We start from the raw sequence: 20,005 nt of genomic DNA on the forward strand, positions 1-20,005 counted from the left end.
CGTGCGACCGTCCGATCCTGGTAGCGCCTTTTCCTCCGGCCGGCGGCCGGGGGAGAAGGGCGGGGTCAGGCGAAGCCTTCCGGCCCTTCGAACACATGGCGGCTTCCGATGAAGCGCCGACCGGACGACCCGGACAAACCCAAGCGCAGCGCCTACGACAAGGCGCTGGGTCTGCTCGCCCGCCGCGAACATTCGCGTCGCGAGCTGAAGACCAAACTCCGCCAGGGCGGCTACCAGGGCGAGGAAGCCATCGCCGCGATCGATCGCCTGGGCGAGCAGCGCTACCAGGACGATGACCGCTTTGCCCAGGTGCTGGTGCGCAGCCGCGCCTCCCAGGGCTACGGCCCGCAGCGTATCCGCGCCGAGCTCAAGACCCACGCGGTGCCCGACGCGCGCATCCGTGAATTGCTCGACGAGGCGGAGGTCGACTGGGACGCCTCGGCGATCGACCAGCTCCGCCGCCGCTATGGCGGCAAAGGCGTCGTCGACCGCGCCGAACGCGCCCGACGCGCGCAATTCCTCTTGCGTCGCGGCTTTGCCGCCGCCACAGTACGACGTGCTACCCACGCCGAAGTGGACGACGCTGCCGACGAAATCGACTGATTTCAACGGCGGTGGCCGCCGGCGTGGCCTTTTTTGTCTACGCCTGCGCTGCCCATGAAAACCGCCGACATCCGTTCGACCTTCCTCGAATTCTTCCGCGCCAAGGACCACGCCATCGTGCCGTCCAGCTCGCTGGTACCGGCCAGCGATCCCACGCTGCTGTTCACCAACTCCGGCATGGTGCAGTTCAAGAACGTGTTCCTGGGCAGCGAGAAGCTGCCGTACGCGCGCGCCGCCGACGTGCAGCGCTGCCTGCGCGCCGGCGGCAAGCACAACGACCTGGACCAGGTCGGCTACACCGCGCGCCACCACACCTTCTTCGAGATGCTGGGCAACTGGTCGTTCGGCGATTACTTCAAGCGCGACGCCATCGCCTACGCCTGGGAACTGCTCACCGGCGTATTCAAGCTGCCGGCCGAGCGCCTGTGGGTGACGGTCTACCAGTCCGATGACGAGGCCTACGACATCTGGAACAAGCAGGTGGGCGTGCCGGCCGAGCGCATCGTGCGCATCGGCGACAACAAGGGCGCGCCGTTCGCCTCGGACAACTTCTGGCAGATGGCGGACACCGGCCCCTGCGGCCCCTGCACCGAAATCTTCTATGACCACGGCCCGGGCGTGGCCGGCGGCCCGCCGGGTTCGCCCGACGAGGACGGCGACCGCTACATCGAGATCTGGAACCTGGTGTTCATGCAGTTCGACCGCGCGCCGGACGGCACGCTCTCGCCGCTGCCGGCCCCCTGCGTGGACACCGGCATGGGCCTGGAGCGCCTGGCCGCCGTGCTGCAGCACGTGCACTCCAACTACGAGATCGACCTGTTCGAGCACCTGATCCGCGTGGCCGGCGAGCTGACCGGCACCAAGGACCTGGCCAACAAATCGCTGCGCGTGATCGCCGACCACATCCGCGCCTGCTCGTTCCTGATCGTCGACGGCGTGCTGCCCTCCAACGAAGGTCGCGGCTACGTGCTGCGCCGGATCATCCGCCGCGCGTTGCGCCACGGCTGGATGCTCGGCGTGCGCGGCGACTTCTTCTGGAAGATGGTCGCGCCGCTGGTGGAGGAGATGGGCGCGGCCTATCCCGAACTGGCCGCAAAGCAGGCGTTCGTCGAGGATGCGCTGCGCACGGAGGAACAGCGCTTCGGTGAGACGCTCGAGCACGGCATGCGCGTGTTCGATGAAGTGGCGAAGAAGGCCGGCAGCGCCATTCCCGGCGCCGATGCCTTCCGCCTCTACGACACCTACGGTTTCCCGGTCGACCTGACAGGCGACATCGCGCGCGAGCGCGGCCTCACCGTCGACATGGCCGGTTTCGAGCAGGCCATGAACGAGCAGCGCGAGCGCGCGCGCGCCGCCGGCCGCTTCGAGGCGAAGGGCCAGATGCCGGCCGATCTCGCCAGCCGCCTGGCGCCGACGGTGTTCCTGGGCTACGACGCGCTCGCGGCGACCGGCTGCAAGGTGGTCGGCATCGTGCGCGACGGCAAGCAGGTCGATGCGCTGGACGATGGCGAGGAAGCCCTGGTGATCCTCGACCGCACGCCGTTCTACGCCGAGTCCGGCGGCCAGGTCGGCGACACCGGCGTGCTGGGCCACGCGGATGGCCGTTTCGAGGTCGGCGATACGCTCAAGATGGGCGGCGTGTTCTTCGGCCATGCGGGGCGCTGGCACGGCGTGGCGCTGCGCACCGGCGACACGCTCGACGCCCAGGTCGACACCGCGCGCCGCCAGTCCACCGTACTCAATCATTCGGCGACGCATCTGCTGCACGCGGCGTTGCGCCAGGTACTTGGCGAACACGTCGCGCAGAAGGGTTCGCTGGTCGCGCCCGAGCGCCTGCGTTTCGACTTCTCGCACTTCAAGCCGCTCAGCCGCGACGAGCTTGCCGCGGTCGAGGCGCTGGTCAACGCCGAGGTGCGCCGCAACGCGCCGGCGGAAGTACATCAGATGGCCTACGACGAGGCGATCGCATTCGGCGCGATGGCGCTGTTCGGCGAGAAGTACGGCGATCAAGTGCGCGTGCTCAGGATGGGTGACTTCTCGACCGAGCTTTGCGGTGGCACGCATGTCAGCCGCACGGGCGACATCGGCCTGTTCAAGATCGTCAGCGAAGCAGGCGTGGCCTCCGGCGTGCGCCGCATCGAGGCCGTGACCGGTGAGGGCGCGCTGGCGTTCGTCGCCGACGAAGAGCGGCGCCTGGGCGAACTGTCGCATCTGCTCTCGGGTAGCGGTGACGACGTGATCGAAAAGCTGCGCCAGCTGTTCGATCGCCAGAAGAAGCTCGAACGCGAACTCGAGTCGCTGCGCAGCAAGGCAGCCGGCAGCGCGACCGCCGACCTTGCGGGGAACGCCCGCGACGTTGCCGGCATCAAGGTGGTGGCTGCGCGCCTCGAGGGCTTCGATGCCAAGTCCCTGCGCGACAGCGTCGATCAGCTCAAGCAGCAGCTGGGCGATTGCGTGGTCTTGCTGGCCGGTGCGGCCGACGGTCGCGTGTCGCTGGTGGCTGGCGTGCACGGCGCTGCGCTTGGCCGCATCAAGGCCGGCGACGTGGTGGCGCACGTTGCACAGCAGATCGAAGGCAAGGGTGGCGGGCGCCCCGACATGGCCCAGGGCGGTGGCCTGGATACGACCCAGTTGCCGGCCTTGCTGGGCGCCTTGCCGGACTGGATCGGCCAAAGGATGTAGGCCGTCCGAAGCATTGTGAATCGGGGATTTATCGCCCGCGAAATGCGTTGCGCGCGGCGCTCGCGCTCGGCTAGTATCGGACGACTGTCGGCGGCATGGACCCACGGTGTCGCCGCGAGGCAAGGGCATTCATGGTGAGTGCCTTGGCTGTGAGCCGGGGAAGGCGGTAGGGCCTTCGACGGACTTTCGTCGAACTGACTGGCGATGGGGCTCAGGGGTGAAGCTCCATCGTGCGGCAGGCCTGTGACCAACAGCATTAATGGAGTAACACAACATGTTGATTCTGACCCGCAGGGTCGGTGAAACCCTGATGATCGGTGACGAGGTGACCGTTACCGTTCTCGGCGTGAAGGGCAACCAGGTGCGTATCGGCATCAATGCCCCGAAGAACGTGGCGGTCCATCGCGAAGAGATCTACCAGCGGATCAAGGGCGAGCACGAGTCCGGCGGCGGCACGTCCGGCGAAACCGGCGAACACTGATCACGAACGCTTTACCTCGGCGGCGTCGGCCGGTATCCTTGCCGGCTCCGCGAAAGCGCGGAACACACCCGGAGAGATGCCCGAGAGGCCGAAGGGGCTCCCCTGCTAAGGGAGTATAGGGTCAAAAGCCTTATCGAGGGTTCGAATCCCTCTCTCTCCGCCAGATACGCAAAACGCCCCGAGAGGGGCGTTTTGCGTATCTGGAAGTCGACCAAGCGCGCTTCGGCTCACTCGCCACATGCAACCCAACCGTACGGTGGGGTGGAGCCCACCCTACGGTTTCGGGCCGAGGGCCTGCAACTGCTTTTCCGTCAGTTCGCCGCTGTATCCCTGGCGGGAGCCATCGGCGCGGATCACCAGCACGCGCGGTGTCTCGCCGCCCCATTCGGGATCGAGCAGATAGTTGAGCCGCTCCGGCGTGGCGTCGGCGTACGCGCGGGCAGGCCAGGCCGTCATGCCGGCGGTGGCGAGGCGCTTTTCGATGGCCTTGGCATGGGCCATGTCGTCGGTGGCCACGGTGACCAGCTCGATACTCTTCGGATGCGCCTGCTGCAATCGCGCCAGGGCTTGCAGGTTCGGTTCGCAATACGCGCAGTCCAGCGCCCACAGGGCGATCAGGCGCTCGCCGTGGGCCGGTGGCGCAAGCAGGGCGGGGACGTCGGTTGCGCTCAACGGCTTCAAGGAGCCGGCCGTGGCGAGGCCCGGCAGCAGCAACAGGGCGACGAGCCAAGGCTTCATGGCGTCGTCCCGGCGGAGAGCAGGCGGAAGCCGGTCGCCGTATTCCAGGCGACGTAGGCCCGACCATCGCGCAGCACCAGCTGCGGCGAGCCCACCGCCGCGGCGCTGCTTGCCAACGTGCGCGGCGTGCCGAAATGCAGCCCGCCGTCGTCCGAGCGGCGCAGCATCAGCGTCTCGCCTTTCGCGTCGACCTGGTTCCACGCCACCCACACCGTGTTGCCATCCACCGCGATATCCGCGTGGCTGGCACCGGCGCCGGCGATCGCCTGCGCGTGTGCGGCGTGCTGGCCAGGCTGGAGCTGGCCGTACCGGATGGTCGGTTTGCCGTGGGCCTCGTACCAGACCGCGTGGCGGGTGCCGTCCGGTGCAATCGCAAGGCCCGGGCCGTGGTGCGGGCAGCCGGCGATGTGCCAGCCGCTGAAGGTGGCGCGCTCGGCATGGCTGGCCCCGCCGTCGGTGCGCAGCACGGCGAAGGCGTGGTCGCGGATGTTGTCGCCATAGACCGCGCGGAAGAACGCGGCGATATCGCCCTGCCGCGTGTGCGAGAGCGCGATGCGGCAGCACTCGCAACTGTGCTCTGCAAGCTTGCGCTCGGGGACGAAGCTCGCGCCGCGATCGTCGGACCACGCGTAGTACACGGCAGCGCCCAGGTAGGGCTTGCCCGCTGCCTCGGCCGCGGCCTGGTCGCGCTTGTCGATCCAGGCCAGCACCACGCGCCCCTTGCCGTCGACGGCGAGCGCATCGAAGCGGTGGGTGATCTCCGCGCGATCGTGGTGGACGGTGAGCGGCGCGGAGAAATGGGCGCCGTCATCCAGCGAACGGGCGAAGCGCACGAAGCCGGTCCACGGCTTGGCGCGCGGTTGCGACCAGCTCACGTAGATCTCGCCTTTCGGGCCGAACGCCAGCTTGGGCCGGTTCTCGCCTTCGGCGTAGATTGGCTCGGGCGTGGCATTGACCGGCACCGGCGCGCTGAAGGTCTTGCCCAGGTCGTCGGAGTGGCGCAGGCGCACGTGGCCGTCGGCGGCATCGGCCACCCAAAGCCGGCCTTGCGCGTCGAACGCCGCGCTTGCGCCAAGCGGCGGCTCCTTCGGCATGGCCATGCGCTCGTGCGCAGCCACCGGCGCGACGGCAAGGCAAAGCAGCAGGATCAGCAGACGACGCATGGGATTCCTTCGGCTACAGCTCCCAGCGCACGCCGCCGACCCAGGTGCGGCCGGCATAGGGGTGGTAGACCCAGTAGCGCGCGTTGGTGAGGTTGTCCACGCCCAGCGAGGCGGTCCAGCGCGGGGCGAAATGCCAGCGCAGTTTCGCATCGGCGACCGTGAAGGCACTGACGGCGCCGTAGGTGTCGACGAAATCGCTGTTGTCCAGCGAGCCGTACTGGCGACCGGAGCGGCGGATGCCCAACGAGGCTTCCCAGCCGTCGGCAAAGCGGTAGTCGGCGAACAGGCTGGCGCGCAGGCGCGGGATGCGCGGGAACCATTTGCCTTCGGCCAGCGGGTAGCGGCGGTCGCGCAGGGTCTTGGCGTCGTTCACGGCCACGCTGGCGGTGAGGTCCAGCCCGGGCGTCCAGAGGTCGGTCAGCGCAAGCTCGCCCTCGATGCCGCGGATGCGCGTCAGGTCGATGTTCTGCACGTTGGTGACAGTGGGCGTGACGGTGATGTCGGTCTGCGTGTAGAGCGCATCGGCGATGCGGTCCTGGAACAGCGAGACGCGCCAGTGGCCGTCGGTGAGCTGCCGCTTGAGCGTGAGGTCCATCGAGTTGTCCCGCTCAGGCTTGAGGCTGGGGTCGTTGCCGACGATCGCGTTGGCGGCGATCGCACCCTGGAACAGCTCGGCCACGGTCGGGTAGCGCACGGCCTTGCCCCAGGCCAGGCGGAGCTGCCAGTCGGGCGCGAAGTCCCACTCGAGCGCGGCCTTGGGCGACAGGTCGCTGCGCTGGCGGTCGGCGTAACGGACGGTCGCGGCGCTGTCCGCACGGCGTCCGCCGTAGGCGCGCCATTGCTCCCAGCGAGCACCCAGCGTCAGTGCCCAGGCATCGGCAAAGCTCCAGACGTCCTGCAGGTAGGCGGCGCGCGTCTGCGTGCGGCCGGCGAAGGCGCTCGCCAGCGCACCGTCGGCGGTGCCGCGCCAGTCGCTGGCGGCGAACACGCGCGAATCGAGCACGTAGCGGTCGCCGTGCAGGCCGGCGTAGAGCATGTGCGTGTCGCCCAGCGGGCCGGAGCTGCGCAGGTCGAGCGTGTCCCAGCCGGAGCCTGCGTTGTCCGCCACGGTGCCGGGACCGCCCAGCGGGCCGACCGGCGGCGGCAGCGACGCGTTGCGCGCGAGCGCGCGGGCGAAGTCGTAATGGCTGGCGACGGCGGTCCAGCGCCAGTCGCCGGACCAGTGGCCATTGAACTCGGCGCCGTACAGGAGGTGGGTATCCTCGCTGCCGCTCGGCGCCAGGCCGCTGGCCGGCAAGGTCCAGGTGCCGCCATAGGCGCTCACCGTGCCCGCGGCGACCGGCTGCCCGCCGGCATCGCGCAGGAAGCTGCGCGTACGGTCCTCGGCGTGGTTGTGCCACCAGCCGAGCGTGAACAGCGCCGCCGCCCGGTCGGTCAGGTCCACCCCGAGCTTGAGCTTGGCCTGGGTCTGCACGGTGTGCTCGATGCTGTTGGCGCCATAGACCAGGCGAGGACTGCCGTTGGGATTGCGGTCGAGCGTGGCGCCATCCACTGCGACGGCAGCCGACGGATCGCCGCCGGCCTTGGCAGTGGCGTACTGCATCGGCTGGCCGTGGTTGTCCAGCCGGTCGAGGGTGAGCAGCCAGCTCCAGCGGCCCTGCCGGTTGCCGAGCGAAGCGGCGGCGTGGCGGCCGTTGTAGTGGCCGCCGGCGCCATAGGCGTCGCGGAAATCCTGGCTCATGACCTGCATGCTGGCGCTGGCGGTGAGCCGCTCGGGCAGGCGCGTGTGGATCAGTACCGTGGTGCCGATCGAGTTGCCCGGATAGAGCGCCGAGTAGGGACCGTACAGCACGTCGACCGCGCCGATTTCCCCGGGCGCGACCATGCCCCAGCGCGGCGCACCGTCCCAGCCGTTGGTCATCAGGTTGGAGAGCAGCAGGCCGTTGGAATAGACCAGGCTGCGCGCGCTTTGCAGGGTGCCCGCGTTGCGCCCGCTGATGATCGCGTTGGGGTCGCCGATGTAGCGCGAGCGCACCTGCAGGTTGGGCGCGAAGCGCAGCGCGTCGGCACTGGTGGTGACGTTCTGCCGCGCGAGCTGGGCGCGGTCGATGCGCACGCTGACCGCCGGCGTCTCGGTGACGTGGGTGTCGCTGGCGTGCACCATCACCGGTGCGAGCGTGGTGGCTTGCGGTGGCGTGTCGGCGGCGTGCAGCAGGGCAGGGGTAGCCAGGAGGGCGAGCACGCAGATGCCGGGCGATCGGGGCTTCACGGTCAACTCTGGACGTGGGTCGAGGCTTCGCAGCATAGCGGCGCCAATGTGCACGGCCAGATGACGCGTTGTCGCACGGGAGTGTGGAAAGCCCGCGCTGGCGGGGAGAAGAAGGGTGGGCTTGAGCCCACCAGGTCGCGCGAGGCAGGCGGCCGGTGGGCTGAAGCCCACCCTACGTGGGCACGATCATTCGCCCGCGTCGGGACGCTCGCGCACCGGATGCTTGCTCAGTTTGCGCTGCAGCGTGCGGCGATGCATGCCCAGGCGCCGCGCGGTCTCGGAGATGTTGCCGTCGCATTCGGTCAGCACGCGCTGGATGTGTTCCCACTCCAGCCGGCGCAGCGCGAGAGGCGCTTCGGGCGCCTCCGGCGGCTCGTCGTCGGCGGGTGCCGGGCCTTCGCCCTCGAGCAGCGCACGCACCACCGCGTCGGCATCGACCGGCTTGGCCAGGTAGTCGTGGGCGCCGCGCTTGATCGCTTCCACGGCGGTGGCGATCGAGGCGTAGCCGGTCAGCAGCAGGATGCGCATCTCCGGCACCAGCGCGTGCAGTTCGGAGATCAGCTTCAGCCCGTTCTCCTCGCCCAGCTTGAGGTCCAGCACGCAGTAGCGTGGCTGGTGCCGGCGGGCCAGCTGCCGCGCCTCGTCGGCGCGGGTGGCGCCGATCGCTTCGAAGCCACGCGAGCCCAGCGCGCGGGAGAGCACGCGGACGAAGGTGGCGTCGTCGTCGACGATCAGCAACTGGCGGGGAGCGTTGGCGTCGGTCATGAGGGCTGTGGGAGCGGCATCGGGAAAGACATTCTTGCCCGAGCGCGTCGCAGTTGCACGTTCGGCGGTCAGCCGGCGCCGATCGCGGCTAGCGGAAGGCGCAGGCGCACCTGCGCACCTTCCCCCGTGTTGCCCGCCGTCAGTTCGCCGTTGAGGCGCTCGGCGGTCGCTTCGGCCAGCGCGAGGCCCAGCCCGAGGCCGCCCTGTTTGCCGCTGCGGCCAAGTTCGCCCAGTTCGGCCTGGCTGTCGAAGCCGGGGCCGTGGTCGCGCACGGTCAGCTCCAGCCAGCCGTGCTCGCAGCGGATCTGCAGTTCGACCGCGTCCGAGCCGCGCGACTCCGAGGCGTCGGCCGCATTGTTGAGCAGGTTGATCAGCGCGTGGCGCAGGCCCGCCGGCACGCGCAGCACCAGCCGGGCGGTGGCGTCGGGCAGGTCGAGCGCGAGCTCCGCTTCCGGGCGCAGCAACTGGAAGCGCTCCAGGCAACCGTGCACGAAGGCCTGCAGCGACATCCGCTCGGCCTCCTGCGACAGCTGCGCCTGGCCGAAGGCGACCATCTCGCGCAGGATCGTGCGGCAGCGATCGACCTGCTCCTGCAGCAGCGCGAGGTCTTCTTCCAGCAGGGCATCCTGCGCATGCTCGCGGCGCAGCTCGGGCAGCAGCGTGCGCATGGTCGCCAGCGGCGTGTTGAGCTCGTGTGCGGCACCTGCGGCCTGGGTGGCAATGGCGAGGATGCCTTCGTCGCGCAGCGCGCGCTCACGCACGCGCTGCACTTCGAGCTGCTGCATGCGCAACGCGCGCGCCAGCCGGTTGATGAAGAAGCCCAGCAGCAGCGCGGTGATCACGAAGTTCACGCCCATGCCGAGGATGTGCAGCGGAAAGCCGCCGCCGTGCATGGGCAGCGGCAGCGGTTCGTAGCGATAGAGCAGCAGCAGGTAGGCCACGCCGGCGAGGGCTGCCACCGCCAGCACCGCCGGCACCGACAGGGCGGCGGCAGTCAACGCGATCGGCACCAGCAGCAAGGTCACGAACGGGTTGCTGGCGCCGCCGGTGAAGTAGAGCAGATAACCCAGCACCAGCGTGTCGACCGCCACGTGCAGGATGGTTTCCCACTCGCGCACCGGCCAGGGCTGGCCGAGCCGCCAGGCGGCGAACACGGCGAAGACGGCCAACGCGCCGATGCCGGTCAGCAGCGGCAGCAGCGGAATCGGCAGGTGCATCCACAGCGCGCAGACCAGCACCGCCACGCTCTGCCCGGCGATCGCGCAAAGGCGCAACCAGGCGAGCATGCGCGTGAGCGCGAAAGGACCGATGCGGCGGTTGGCGTGCCGGTGGGGCATGGTGCGAAAAAAAGGCGCCGCGGAGGTCCGCGGCGCCGCGGGATCAGCCCGGGAGTTCCCAGCCTTCCTCGCTGCGCACGGGCGGCAGCGGATCGGCTGCGGCGGCGTGTTCGGCGTGGCTGTTGGAGAGCTTCTTCATCAGCGGCAGCACCGCCACGGCGATTGCCGTGCAGCCCAGACCGACCCAGCCCAGCTTGGTGAACAGGCTGGTGTAGATCTCAAGCGACTGCAGAGGGTCGTTGAGACCCTCGGGGATGTGCGCGAAGTTGGCGACCACGCTGCCCAGGTACTGCGAGATACCCGAGGCCACGTAGTAGGCGCCCATCATGAAGCCGCCCATGCGCGCCGGCACGTAGCGGGCGATCATGGCCAGGCCCAGGCCCGACACCAGCAATTCGCCCAGCGAATACAGGCCGTAGCCCCAGACCATGGTCCACGAGGAAACCTGGCCCGCGACGGCCCAGTGCGCGCCGACGCCGTAAACGAAGAAGCCGGCCGCGACCGCGGCGAAGCCCAGCGCGAACTTGGCGGCGACGGACGGATCCTTGCCGACGCGGCCGAGCGAGTTGTAGATGAACACCAGCACCGGGCTGAGCAGCACGATCCAGATCGCGTTCAAGTTCTGGTACTGCTCCGGAATCCAGGTGAACAGGTGCATGCCGAACACGCTGAAGTCCAGGTCCACGTTCTTCTGCGCGAACAGGTTCAGCGAGGTCGACATCTGCTGGTAGAAGATGAAGAAGAAGATCGTCTGGACGGTCAGCACCAGTGCGGCGACCAGGCCGGCCCGCTCGCTGCGCTCGCTCGAGCGGATCAGGTGGATGAAGATGCCCAGGATCACGACGCCCGCGGCATACACGCAGATGCGCGCCACCGTCTGGCTCTGCAGGATGAAGGCCGAGACGAACACCATGCCGACGGCCGCCAGCATGACCGCGCCGAAGCGCGCGAGATTGAACGGCTTCTGGTCCGGCGCCGAGCCGATGTGGCGCAGCGTACGGCTCATCAGCGTGTAGTTGACCAGGCCCAGCAGCAGGCCGATGGCGCAGATGCCGAAGGCGGTGTGCCAGCCCCAGGCGTCGCCGTAGCGCTCGCCCACGTAGTCGCGCACCCAGGGCGTCAGGGTCATGGAGATCATCGAGCCGACGTTGACCGCCATGTAGTAGATGGTGAACGCGCTATCGATCTTGGTGTCGTCGCCCTCGTAGATCTTGCGCACGAGGTTGCCGGCATTGGGCTTGAAGAAGCCGTTGCCGACGATGATCACACCGAGTGCGACGTACAGCAGGTACGGGTTGTCGGTGGGAATCCACAGCATCGCGTAGCCCAGGCCCAGCACCACCGCACCGGTCAGCATCGTGCGGCGCGTGCCGATCAGCTTGTCGCCGACCCAGCCACCGATCGCGGGCGTGGCGTAGATCAGCGCTGCAGCCGCACCCCAGACGAGATTCGCGTGGGTATCGATGAAGCCGAGCTTCTTCATCATGTAGGTGACCATCAGCACCTGCATGCCGTAGAAGCCGAAGCGCTCCCACATTTCGATGAGGAAGACGGTGCTGAAGGATCGCGTTTGCGATACGGGTGGATTCTGGATTGCCATGGAGTTTCCGAGCGGTTGAACACAGACAGCCGCGGCGCGGCCTGCTCTGCAACCCTGAACCGGGCTGCAATCACCCGAGGGTAACCCATCCGCCACGGGCGTAACGCTGCAGTGCGGCATGCCGTCCCTCGACCCACGCTGTGGCATCATGGCGCGCTTGCCGCCGGCCGATCGCGAGTAGCCGCCCATGTCGACAGCCCCGTTTCCGCCGCCCTCCGGCTCCGCCTTCGCGCGGAAGGACGCCTGAGCACATGGCCGCCGAAGGATTCCGCGGGCCGCGGCAATTGTGGAACGCATTGCGCTGGTCGATGAAGGGCCTGCGCGCCGGCTGGCGACACGAAGCCTCGTTCCGCTTCGAGGTCTGCCTCGCGGTCGTGGTGATCCCGCTGGGACTCTACCTGGGCAATGGCCCGCTGGAGAAGCTGGCGCTGGCGCTGCCGGTGTTCCTGGTGCTCTCGGCGGAGCTTCTCAACTCGGCGATCGAGGCGGTGGTCGACAAGGTCAGTCCCGAGTTCCATGAGCTGGCCGGTCGCGCCAAGGACATGGGCTCGGCCGCCGTGTTCGTGCTGCTGGTCTTCATGGGCCTGAGCTGGACGCTGATCGTCGGTCCCCGGCTGCCCGCGATCCTGGCCATGTAGCGCGGCAGCCCCGCTCAGCCGACAGCTTTTCGCCCGAACGTCACGGCAGGCCCAGGCACGCCCCTACCGGGCTCGTTGACGCTGGCCGGAGCCTGACCCTACGCTGGCGCACCCCCTCATCCGGAGCGCCGCCATGAAGACCCTTCGCGTGATCGTGCTGTCGCTGCTCGCCGTGCTGCTCAGCGGTTGCGGCTACAACGCCATCCAGCGCCAGGACGAGGCGGTCAAGGCCGCCTGGTCGGAAGTGCTCAACCAGTACCAGCGCCGCGCCGACCTGGTGCCGAACCTGGTCAATACGGTCAAGGGCTATGCCCAGCACGAGGAGCGCGTGCTTACCGAGGTCACCAATGCCCGCGCCCGCGTGGGCAGCGTGCAGGTCACCCCGGACACCATCAATGACGCGCAGAAGCTCAAGCAGTTCCAGCAGGCCCAGGGCGAGCTGTCCAGCGCGCTGTCGCGGCTGATGGTGGTCAGCGAGCGCTACCCGGACCTGAAATCCAACGGCCTGTTCCAGAACCTGCAGGCGCAGCTGGAGGGCACCGAGAACCGCATCACCGTGGCGCGCAACCGCTACGTGCAGTCCGTGCAGGAATACAACTCGATGATCCGCACCTTCCCGAACAACCTCACCGCCAAGATGTTCGGCTACCAGGTGAAGCCGAACTTCACCGTCGAGAACGAGAAGGCGATCTCCACCGCACCGACAGTCGATTTCGGCACGCAGGCGCCCGCGCCGGCCGGCTCGGCCGCGCACTGACATGGCCGCTCGCGCGCCGAGGCTGGCGTGGCTGCTGCTCGGCCTGCTGCTCCTCGTGGTCGGCTCGGCAGCACAGGCTGCCGAGGTTCCGACGCTCAAGCGCCACGTCACCGACCTGACCGGGACGCTGAGCGCGCAGCAGGTCGACCAGCTCGATGGCCAGCTGGTCGCGCTGGAGAAAGGCAAGGGCGCGCAGCTGGTGGTGCTGATGGTCGGCAGCACCGGCGAGCAGGACATCGAAAGCTACTCGCTGGCGGTGGCCGAGCAGAACAAGGTCGGGCGCAAGGGCACCGACGACGGCGTGTTGCTGCTGGTGGCCAAGGACGACCGGCGGGTGCGAATCGAGGTCGGCTATGGGCTCGAGGGCGCGATTCCCGATGCCGCGACCGCGCGCATCATCCGCGAGTACATCGCGCCGAAATTCCGCGAGGGCGACTACTACGGCGGCATTCACGACGCGGTAGGCGCGCTTACCCAACTGATCGAGGGCGAGCCGCTGCCGCCGCCCGTGCAGGGCGCGCCGCGCGAACATCGCGGCATCGGCTTCCAGCAGGCGCTGTTCATCGGCATCTTCATCGCCTTCTTCCTGCGCAACCTATTCGGCCGCGCCAATCTGTTCGTGCGCACGCCGCTGGGCGCGGGCATCACCGGCGGCATCCTGTGGCTGGTCGCCGCCAGCCTTGGCGCCGCGGCGCTGGGCGCGATCATTGGCGGCGTGTTCATGCTGCTGCCCGGCGGCGGCGGCCGCTCGATCGGACGCGGTGGCTGGGGTGGCTGGGGCGGTTTTGGCGGCGGTGGTTTCGGAGGGGGCGGCTTCGGCGGCGGTTTCGGCGGAGGCGGCGGCTTCAGTGGTGGCGGCGGCAGCTTCGGCGGCGGCGGTTCTTCGGGGAGCTGGTGATGACACCCGTGCAACGATTGCTCGCCAACCTGTTCGGCGGCTGGTTCCAGCTACGCCAGCGCTTCCCCGCCATGTTGCTGGACGACCTGGCCGCCGCGGTCACCGTCGGCGAGCGTGGCCACCTGGGCGAGGTGCGTTTCGCGGTGGAATCGCGGCTGACCGTGCGCGCGGTGCTCGCTGGCATGGACGCGCGAACGCGCGCACGGGACGTCTTTGCCCAGCTGCGCGTGTGGGACACCGAAGAAAACTGCGGCGTGCTGATCTACCTGCTGCTGTCGGAACAGCGGATCGAAATCGTGGCCGACCGCGGCATCGCGCGCCGCGTGGCGCAGGATCAATGGGACGGTGTGTGTGCGCTCATGCGTGAGCATTTCGCGGCCGGCCGCTGGCGCGAGGGCAGCCTGGAAGGCCTGGCCGCCATCAACGCGCTGCTGCGCGAGCACTTCCCCGCGGACGATCGCGACAACCCGGACGAACTGCCCGACCGGCCGGTGCTGCTGTAGCAGCTCGCGGAACCGTAGGGTGGGCTTCAGCCCACCACCCGCGCATAAGGCGGTGGGCTGAAGCCCACCCTACGGGAATCCGGAGGCTCAGGCCCCCTTGCCGATGTGCTTCTCCAGGAACGCCTGCAGCGCGTTGTAGAAGTCGACGCGGTTCTGCTCGTCGTAGAAGCCATGGCCTTCGCCGGGCTTGCTCATCCATTCGTAGGGCTTGTGGGCCGCATCGAGCGCCGCGCGCATGGCCTTGGCCTGGGCGAACGGGGCGCGCTTGTCGTCCTCGCCGTGGACGAGCAGGACGGGAACGGTGATCTTGTCGGCGAGCTTGTCGGGCGAGTTGGCATCGAGCTCGGCGTCGTTGCGGCCGATCACGGTGGTGAGGTAGCTGCGGCCGCTCTCGCTTTCCTGGATGTCGCCCTTCTTGTACATCATCTTCAGGTCGTAGATGCCCGCATAGCCCACGGCGCACTTGAACATGCCGGGCGCGCGGATGACCGTCATCATCGCCGAGTAGCCGCCGAAGCTGCCGCCGTACACGCATACGCGCGCCGGGTCGGCGTAGTGTTCGGCGACCGCCCATTTGACGCCGTCGATCAGGTCCTGCTGGATGCGCGTGCCCCACTTGAGGTAGCCCGCTTCCTGGAAGTCCTCGCCACGGCCGCCCGAGCCGCGGTAGTTGACCTGCAGCACCAGGTAGCCGCGACTGGCCAGGAACTGCGCGTCGTCGTCGTAGAACCAGTCGTCGCGCACGCCGATCGGGCCACCGTGCGGCAGCAGCACCATCGGCAGGTTGGTCCCGGGGCGGCCCGGCGGCAGCGTGAGGATGGCTTCCAGTTCGGTGCCGTCGCTGGCCCTGAAGCGCAGCGGGCGGCGTTGGGCCATCCTGCCCGGGTCGATCCACGGCGCCGCATCGAACAGCTTGCGCACCTTGTAGGTGTGCGTGTCGATCAGGAAGTAGGAGCCAGGGGCGCGGTCGCTGGCCACGCTGAACAGCAGTTGCCCGCCGTCCTCGCTGTAGTCGACGAAGTGCACGTACTGGCCAGGGAATTTCATCGCCAGCGCGCGGTGCAGCTTCGCGGCCGGCAGGTTGGGATCGATGTAACGCAGCTGCGGGAGGCCGGTGTCGGGAATGGTCGCGAACGGCTGGCGGGGCAGTGGCGTCCACTCGATGCCGCCGACGTCGCCGAAGTCCGCCGCCGCCAGCACCCTGCGGTTGCCGCCGTTCTCGTCCTGCTCGACGAGCGAGGCCGGCCCACCGCCGGCGTCGTACATCGCGTAGACGCGCTGGTGGTCGGGGGTGAAATCGATCGGTGCGAAGGTGCCGCCGATCTGTTGCGCGGTCAGCGACTGCCAGTGGCCGTCCTGGTGGAGGTAGACGACGTACTCGAAGTTCTCGTTGCGGCCGTAGGCGTAATGCGCCTGTCCATCGGCGCCGACCATGAAGGTCATGTCGCCCTCGCCGATGTCGCCGATCAGGTGGCGGGTATTGGCGCTGGCGTCGACATTGTAGAGATAGCTGTGGTCAGGGCTTTCCCACGGCATGGCGGCCATGTAGAAGTGCCCGTTGGCGTGCTCGGGCAGGCCGTCGACGGTGCCCCAGCCGCGGTCGGTGCCACGTGTGGCGGCGCGCGAGCTGTACTTGACCTCGTGGCCGTAGAGGTAGTCCTGGTGCTTGCCGTCCACGTCGGTGGCAATGATCTCGCCGGTCAGGAACGGCTTGTCGATCGAGCCGTATTCCTTGCCCTTCTCGACCACCAGCCGCGTGGGGCTTACCCAGGTGATGCCGGCAGGCAGCTCGTACTTGGGCATACGCAGCATGCTGGCGGGCCGGGACATGTCGTCGACGCGGTAGACGACGAGCGCATGCGAGCTGCCGTCATCCCAGCGCACGGCCAGGTACTTGCCGTCGGGCGACAGCCGCGGCATCGACAGCGACGGGTGGCGCGCGAAATCTTCGACCGGAAGCAGGTCGGCTGCCGCGACGATCGCGGATGCCCCCAACAGGGCCGCGCACAGCGCGGCCCGCGTGAATCGGTTCATCATCCCTTCCCCCGTAAGCTCCCTGTGGCGGGCGCGGCCACCGGGAGCGCGGTGGCCGGCCTGGCGGCGTCCCCGCCGCGCGCGTTCGCCGCGATTCTAGTGAGAGCGGATCGCGGGCTGGAAGGGCCTGCGCCGGCCAGGCAGGCCCGGCTACACTTGGTCTTTGCCCGCCATTCTTCCGCCATGACCCAGCCTTTCACCGTCCACTTCGATCCGATCGCCTTCCACATCGGGCCCGTGCAGGTGCACTGGTACGGGCTGATGTACCTGCTCGGTTTCCTGGGCGCGGGCCTCCTGGGCGAGCGGCGGCGCCAGCTGGGCCGCCTGCCGGTAAGCCGCGATGCACTGAGCGACCTGGCGTTCTACGCGATGCTCGGCATCATCGTCGGCGGACGCGTGTGGTACATGCTGTTCTATTACGCCGGCGGCCTGCACTGGATCTGGACCGATCCGCTGGCGCTGTTCAAGGTGTGGGACGGCGGCATGAGTTTCCACGGCGGCCTGATCGGCGTGCTGGTAGCTGCCTGGTGGTGGTCGCGGCGGCATCGGCTGCACTTCTTCGACACCATGGATTTCGTCGCGCCGCTGGTACCGCTGGGACTCGGCCTGGGGCGGCTGGGCAACTTCATCAACGGCGAGCTGTGGGGCAAGCCCAGCGACGTGTCGTGGGCGATGATCTTCCCCAACGCGAAGCTCGAAGATGTCCAGCTGGCGCACGGCCAGCCGGCGCTGGCGCAGCAATTGGCGCAGTTCGGTGGCATCCCGCGACACCCCTCGCAGCTGTACGAGCTGGCGCTGGAAGGCGTGGTGATGTTCGCGGTGTTGTGGCTGGTGTCGATGAAGCCGCGCCCGCGTTACCTGGTGTCCGGCCTGTTCGCGCTGATGTACGGCTGCTTCCGGTTCGCGGTGGAGTTCGTGCGCGTGCCCGACCCGCAGCTGGGCTACCTGGCCTGGGGCTGGCTCACGATGGGGCAGGTGCAGTCGCTGCCGTTGATCGTGATCGGGCTGGTGCTGGTGGCGATGTCGCGCCGGGCGCCGACGCTGGTGCCGGCGGCGCACTAGCACGCCCGGATGTGCTGCAGGAGCGCACCCCTGTGCGTGACCGTGTGCATCCCGGTCGCGCACGGGGTGCGCTCCTGCAGGGCGATGGCTAGAAGTTGTTGTCGCCGCCGATCAGGTCGCCCAGGCCACCGAGGATCGAACCTTCGCCACGGCGCTGGCCGCCACCCTGCGGCGCGGCCGCCAGCATGCGGCCGGCCATGCGCGAGAACGGCAACGACTGCAGCCACACCTTGCCCGGACCGGTGAGCGTGGCCAGGAACACGCCCTCGCCGCCGAACAACATGCTCTTGATGCCGCCGACCGGACGCACGTCCATGCTCACCGTGTCGTGGAAAGCGACCACGCAGCCGGTGTCGACGTCCAGCCGCTCGCCGGGCTTCAACTCACGCTCGACCACGGTGCCACCGGCGTGCACGAACACCCAGCCGTCGCCCTCGAGCTTCTGCATGATGAAGCCCTCGCCGCCGAACAGGCCGGTGAGGATCTTGCGCTGGAAGTAGATGCCCAGTTGCACGCCGCGGGCGCCGGCCAGGAACGAATCCTTCTGGCAGATCAGTCGGCCGCCATGCTCGGAAAGCTTCATCGCCATCACGGTGCCGGGGTAGGGCGCGGCGAAGGCGACCTTGGCCTTGCCGTTGCCGGTGTGGGTGAACACGGTGGTGAACAGGCTCTCGCCGGTGATCACGCGCTTACCCGCCGACATCAGCTTGCCCATCAGGCCACCGCCTTGGGCAGAGCTGGAGCCGTCGCCGAAGACGGTGTCCATCTGCACCGCCGATTCCTTGTACATCAGCGAACCGGCCTCGGCGATCGCGCTCTCGCCCGGATCGAGCTCGACCTCGACGAACTGCATGTCGCTGCCGACGATGCGGTAGTCGACCTCGTCGGAGGCGCCGTAGCGGCCGGCCGGCGGAGGCGGCGGGGCGACGGCCATGTCGGTGGCGGGCTGGAATACGCTGTGGATCGGCCGCCACTCGCCAAAACCTTCCTTCCAGCAGTAGCCGTCGGGACGGCTGCGCGCCTGCGCACGGGCGCCCTCGTCGTCCAGCGGACCGATGCGTTCGTTGTTGCCGTAGCTGAAGTACCACTGCGTCATGTTGGCCGTCCCTTGGGGTGCAAGGGCACGAGTCTAGGCCGGCACGGGGCCGCTGGGGGAGTGACGGATGTCACCACGGTGGCGCAGGCCGCGCGGGCGGCCTGCCGGTAGAATCGCGACTGGCCAGCACACACCCATCGACGCAGAAGGCATGAGCATGCGGCATCCGGAGTACCAGTATCTCGATCTGCTCGAGCAGGTTCTCGACCGGGGTGACCAGCGGCTCGACCGCACCGGCGTGGGCACCCGTTCGGTGTTCGGCGCGATGGTGCGCTTCGACCTGTCCGACGGCACGGTGCCGGTGCTGACCACCAAGCGGGTGTACTGGAAGCTGGCGGTCAAGGAGATGCTGTGGTTCCTGACCGGCGGCACCAATATCCAGCCGCTGCTGCGCGAGAACGTCAGGATCTGGACCGACTGGCCGCTGGCTGCCTACCGCCGTGCCACCGGCGAGGAGCTCTCGCAGGAGGCGTTCGAACGGCGCATCATCGAGGACGACGCCTTTGCCGCCCGCTGGGGCGAGCTTGGCCCGGTGTACGGCAAGCAGTGGCGGCGCTGGCTCGGCGCCGATGGAACCGAACACGACCAGATCGGCACGCTGGTGAAGACGCTGCGGGAGAATCCGGCCAGCCGGCGCATGCTGTTCCACGCCTGGAACGTCGGCGAGCTGGCGGGCATGGCGCTGCCGCCGTGCCACATGGTCTACCAGTACCACGTGACCTCCGATGGGCGGCTTAACTGCCTGCTGTACCAGCGCTCGGCCGACCTGCTGCTGGGCGCGCCGTTCAACTTCGTCGGCGCCGCCGCGCTGCAGCTGATGCTCGCGCAACAGGCCGGGCTGCGCCCGGGCGAACTGGTCTGGGTGGGCGGCGACGTCCACCTGTACCTCAACCACGTCGAGCAGGCCCGCGAGCAACTCGCCCGCGAACCGCGCCCCTTCCCTCGCATGACCCTGGCCCGCCATGCCCAGAGCATCGACGACTATCGGATCGACGACTTCGTGCTGGAAGACTATGCCCCGCACCCGCCGATCAGGGCGGACGTGGCAGTCTAGCCTGCCCTTGGACTGCCTCGATGCATCAGCCGGCGTCTCGTCGTGTCGGTGCTCAAACCGTGGAGCAGGGCGGCTCTCGCGCGGGCACCGCTGGCGCCAGCAGGCCGTCGACCAGCGCGCTGGCGCGCTCGCGCAGCAGCAGGTCGAGCAGCTCAAGGTCGTTGAGCAACTGCACTGGCTGATGTGAGCGCGCCGAGCGCAGGCAGGCCTTCAGCCAGTCGCTCGTGCCCGGCTGGGCCAACAGCCAATCGATGCGCTCGTCGGCTTGCGCCAGGCGTTCCTGCGGGGTCATCCGTCCAGACATGCGTTGGGCTCCTTGCACCCG

At 68.7% G+C, this 20,005-nt stretch carries 18 protein-coding genes and 1 tRNA gene; 10 read left to right on the forward strand and 9 right to left on the reverse strand.

Features of this window, described 5'->3' with window-relative positions:
• Positions 1 to 108 precede the first annotated feature (108 nt).
• The 4 genes from ACFWZU_RS02095 to ACFWZU_RS02110 all read left to right on the forward strand — a co-directional run bounded on the left by ACFWZU_RS02095 (position 109) and on the right by ACFWZU_RS02110 (position 3,929).
• Complete coding sequence (locus ACFWZU_RS02095) at positions 109 to 603, forward strand: regulatory protein RecX (RefSeq protein WP_439699746.1); 495 nt, start codon at positions 109 to 111, stop codon at positions 601 to 603.
• Positions 604 to 657: 54 nt separating this feature from the next.
• Positions 658 to 3,285 (forward strand): alanine--tRNA ligase, encoded by a 2,628-nt coding sequence (gene alaS, locus ACFWZU_RS02100; protein WP_439699747.1) that lies wholly within the window; start codon positions 658 to 660, stop codon positions 3,283 to 3,285.
• A 274-nt stretch (positions 3,286 to 3,559) separates the two neighbouring features.
• The gene (csrA, locus tag ACFWZU_RS02105; protein WP_209618355.1) at positions 3,560 to 3,766 is read left to right on the forward strand and encodes a carbon storage regulator CsrA; all 207 of its coding nucleotides are present in this window, start codon (positions 3,560 to 3,562) and stop codon (positions 3,764 to 3,766) included.
• 70 nt (positions 3,767 to 3,836) lie between these two features.
• Positions 3,837 to 3,929 (forward strand) — tRNA-Ser (locus ACFWZU_RS02110).
• Between the two features lie 110 nt (positions 3,930 to 4,039).
• Here the strand turns inward: ACFWZU_RS02110 and ACFWZU_RS02115 are convergent.
• The 6 genes from ACFWZU_RS02115 to ACFWZU_RS02140 all read right to left on the reverse strand — a co-directional run bounded on the left by ACFWZU_RS02115 (position 4,040) and on the right by ACFWZU_RS02140 (position 11,638).
• Positions 4,040 to 4,504 (reverse strand): hypothetical protein, encoded by a 465-nt coding sequence (locus ACFWZU_RS02115; RefSeq protein WP_439699748.1) that lies wholly within the window; start codon positions 4,502 to 4,504, stop codon positions 4,040 to 4,042.
• Positions 4,501 to 5,667 (reverse strand): sialidase family protein, encoded by a 1,167-nt coding sequence (locus ACFWZU_RS02120; RefSeq protein WP_439699749.1) that lies wholly within the window; start codon positions 5,665 to 5,667, stop codon positions 4,501 to 4,503. Before ACFWZU_RS02120 ends, ACFWZU_RS02115 begins: the two co-directional genes overlap by 4 nt.
• 13 nt (positions 5,668 to 5,680) lie before the next feature.
• The gene (locus ACFWZU_RS02125; protein WP_439699750.1) at positions 5,681 to 7,936 is read right to left on the reverse strand and encodes a TonB-dependent receptor; all 2,256 of its coding nucleotides are present in this window, start codon (positions 7,934 to 7,936) and stop codon (positions 5,681 to 5,683) included.
• A 186-nt stretch (positions 7,937 to 8,122) separates the two neighbouring features.
• Positions 8,123 to 8,701: a response regulator transcription factor gene (locus ACFWZU_RS02130; protein ID WP_245188033.1), complete on the reverse strand. Its 579-nt coding sequence runs from the start codon at positions 8,699 to 8,701 to the stop codon at positions 8,123 to 8,125.
• A gap of 68 nt (positions 8,702 to 8,769) precedes the next feature.
• Complete coding sequence (locus tag ACFWZU_RS02135; RefSeq protein ID WP_439699751.1) at positions 8,770 to 10,038, reverse strand: ATP-binding protein; 1,269 nt, start codon at positions 10,036 to 10,038, stop codon at positions 8,770 to 8,772.
• A gap of 43 nt (positions 10,039 to 10,081) precedes the next feature.
• Entirely contained in the window at positions 10,082 to 11,638 is a 1,557-nt protein-coding gene (locus ACFWZU_RS02140; RefSeq protein ID WP_439699752.1) for a peptide MFS transporter, read from the reverse strand.
• Between the two features lie 251 nt (positions 11,639 to 11,889).
• On the opposite strand from ACFWZU_RS02140, the gene ACFWZU_RS02145 reads away from it, so the two are divergent.
• The 4 genes from ACFWZU_RS02145 (at position 11,890) to ACFWZU_RS02160 (ending at position 14,434) form a co-directional block, all read left to right on the forward strand.
• A complete protein-coding gene (locus ACFWZU_RS02145; RefSeq protein ID WP_439699753.1) occupies positions 11,890 to 12,276 on the forward strand; it encodes a diacylglycerol kinase in 387 nt (128 codons plus the stop codon).
• Positions 12,277 to 12,409: 133 nt separating this feature from the next.
• Entirely contained in the window at positions 12,410 to 13,033 is a 624-nt protein-coding gene (locus ACFWZU_RS02150) for a LemA family protein (RefSeq protein ID WP_439699754.1), read from the forward strand.
• Between the two features lies 1 nt (position 13,034).
• Positions 13,035 to 13,931: a TPM domain-containing protein gene (locus ACFWZU_RS02155; protein ID WP_439699755.1), complete on the forward strand. Its 897-nt coding sequence runs from the start codon at positions 13,035 to 13,037 to the stop codon at positions 13,929 to 13,931.
• Complete coding sequence (locus ACFWZU_RS02160) at positions 13,931 to 14,434, forward strand: TPM domain-containing protein (RefSeq protein WP_439699756.1); 504 nt, start codon at positions 13,931 to 13,933, stop codon at positions 14,432 to 14,434. The genes ACFWZU_RS02155 and ACFWZU_RS02160 overlap by 1 nt, the downstream gene beginning before the upstream one ends.
• An 87-nt stretch (positions 14,435 to 14,521) precedes the next feature.
• On the opposite strand, the gene ACFWZU_RS02165 is transcribed toward ACFWZU_RS02160, so the two are convergent.
• Positions 14,522 to 16,468: an alpha/beta hydrolase family protein gene (locus ACFWZU_RS02165; protein ID WP_439699757.1), complete on the reverse strand. Its 1,947-nt coding sequence runs from the start codon at positions 16,466 to 16,468 to the stop codon at positions 14,522 to 14,524.
• Positions 16,469 to 16,651: 183 nt separating this feature from the next.
• On the opposite strand from ACFWZU_RS02165, the gene lgt reads away from it, so the two are divergent.
• Entirely contained in the window at positions 16,652 to 17,530 is an 879-nt protein-coding gene (gene lgt, locus ACFWZU_RS02170; RefSeq protein WP_439699758.1) for a prolipoprotein diacylglyceryl transferase, read from the forward strand.
• 88 nt (positions 17,531 to 17,618) lie between these two features.
• Here lgt and ACFWZU_RS02175 read toward each other — a convergent pair whose 3' ends face one another.
• A complete protein-coding gene (locus ACFWZU_RS02175) occupies positions 17,619 to 18,626 on the reverse strand; it encodes a TIGR00266 family protein (protein WP_439699759.1) in 1,008 nt (335 codons plus the stop codon).
• A gap of 157 nt (positions 18,627 to 18,783) precedes the next feature.
• Here ACFWZU_RS02175 and ACFWZU_RS02180 point away from each other — a divergent pair, with 157 nt between their 5' ends.
• The gene (locus ACFWZU_RS02180) at positions 18,784 to 19,680 is read left to right on the forward strand and encodes a thymidylate synthase (protein WP_439699818.1); all 897 of its coding nucleotides are present in this window, start codon (positions 18,784 to 18,786) and stop codon (positions 19,678 to 19,680) included.
• Positions 19,681 to 19,732: 52 nt separating this feature from the next.
• Here the strand turns inward: ACFWZU_RS02180 and ACFWZU_RS02185 are convergent, their stop codons facing one another.
• Positions 19,733 to 19,984 carry a hypothetical protein gene (locus ACFWZU_RS02185; RefSeq protein ID WP_439699760.1) on the reverse strand — a complete coding sequence of 84 codons (252 nt, stop codon included), beginning with the start codon at positions 19,982 to 19,984 and terminating at the stop codon, positions 19,733 to 19,735.
• Positions 19,985 to 20,005: the final 21 nt, after the last annotated feature.

It is taken from the genome of Frateuria sp. GZRR33 (assembly GCF_051900425.1).
GTDB lineage: Bacteria > Pseudomonadota > Gammaproteobacteria > Xanthomonadales > Rhodanobacteraceae > Frateuria_A.

Coding starts and splice junctions, on each gene's coding strand:
- lgt (WP_439699758.1), top strand. CDS start 16,652: ATGACCCAGCCTTTCACCGTCCACTTCGATCCGATCGCCTTCCACATC.
- ACFWZU_RS02135 (WP_439699751.1), bottom strand. CDS start 10,038: ATGCCCCACCGGCACGCCAACCGCCGCATCGGTCCTTTCGCGCTCACG.
- ACFWZU_RS02180 (WP_439699818.1), top strand. CDS start 18,784: ATGCGGCATCCGGAGTACCAGTATCTCGATCTGCTCGAGCAGGTTCTC.
- ACFWZU_RS02115 (WP_439699748.1), bottom strand. CDS start 4,504: ATGAAGCCTTGGCTCGTCGCCCTGTTGCTGCTGCCGGGCCTCGCCACG.
- ACFWZU_RS02120 (WP_439699749.1), bottom strand. CDS start 5,667: ATGCGTCGTCTGCTGATCCTGCTGCTTTGCCTTGCCGTCGCGCCGGTG.
- ACFWZU_RS02150 (WP_439699754.1), top strand. CDS start 12,410: ATGAAGACCCTTCGCGTGATCGTGCTGTCGCTGCTCGCCGTGCTGCTC.
- ACFWZU_RS02185 (WP_439699760.1), bottom strand. CDS start 19,984: ATGTCTGGACGGATGACCCCGCAGGAACGCCTGGCGCAAGCCGACGAG.
- ACFWZU_RS02160 (WP_439699756.1), top strand. CDS start 13,931: ATGACACCCGTGCAACGATTGCTCGCCAACCTGTTCGGCGGCTGGTTC.
- ACFWZU_RS02175 (WP_439699759.1), bottom strand. CDS start 18,626: ATGACGCAGTGGTACTTCAGCTACGGCAACAACGAACGCATCGGTCCG.
- ACFWZU_RS02155 (WP_439699755.1), top strand. CDS start 13,035: ATGGCCGCTCGCGCGCCGAGGCTGGCGTGGCTGCTGCTCGGCCTGCTG.
- ACFWZU_RS02140 (WP_439699752.1), bottom strand. CDS start 11,638: ATGGCAATCCAGAATCCACCCGTATCGCAAACGCGATCCTTCAGCACC.
- alaS (WP_439699747.1), top strand. CDS start 658: ATGAAAACCGCCGACATCCGTTCGACCTTCCTCGAATTCTTCCGCGCC.
- ACFWZU_RS02145 (WP_439699753.1), top strand. CDS start 11,890: ATGGCCGCCGAAGGATTCCGCGGGCCGCGGCAATTGTGGAACGCATTG.
- ACFWZU_RS02130 (WP_245188033.1), bottom strand. CDS start 8,701: ATGACCGACGCCAACGCTCCCCGCCAGTTGCTGATCGTCGACGACGAC.
- ACFWZU_RS02095 (WP_439699746.1), top strand. CDS start 109: ATGAAGCGCCGACCGGACGACCCGGACAAACCCAAGCGCAGCGCCTAC.
- csrA (WP_209618355.1), top strand. CDS start 3,560: ATGTTGATTCTGACCCGCAGGGTCGGTGAAACCCTGATGATCGGTGAC.
- ACFWZU_RS02165 (WP_439699757.1), bottom strand. CDS start 16,468: ATGAACCGATTCACGCGGGCCGCGCTGTGCGCGGCCCTGTTGGGGGCA.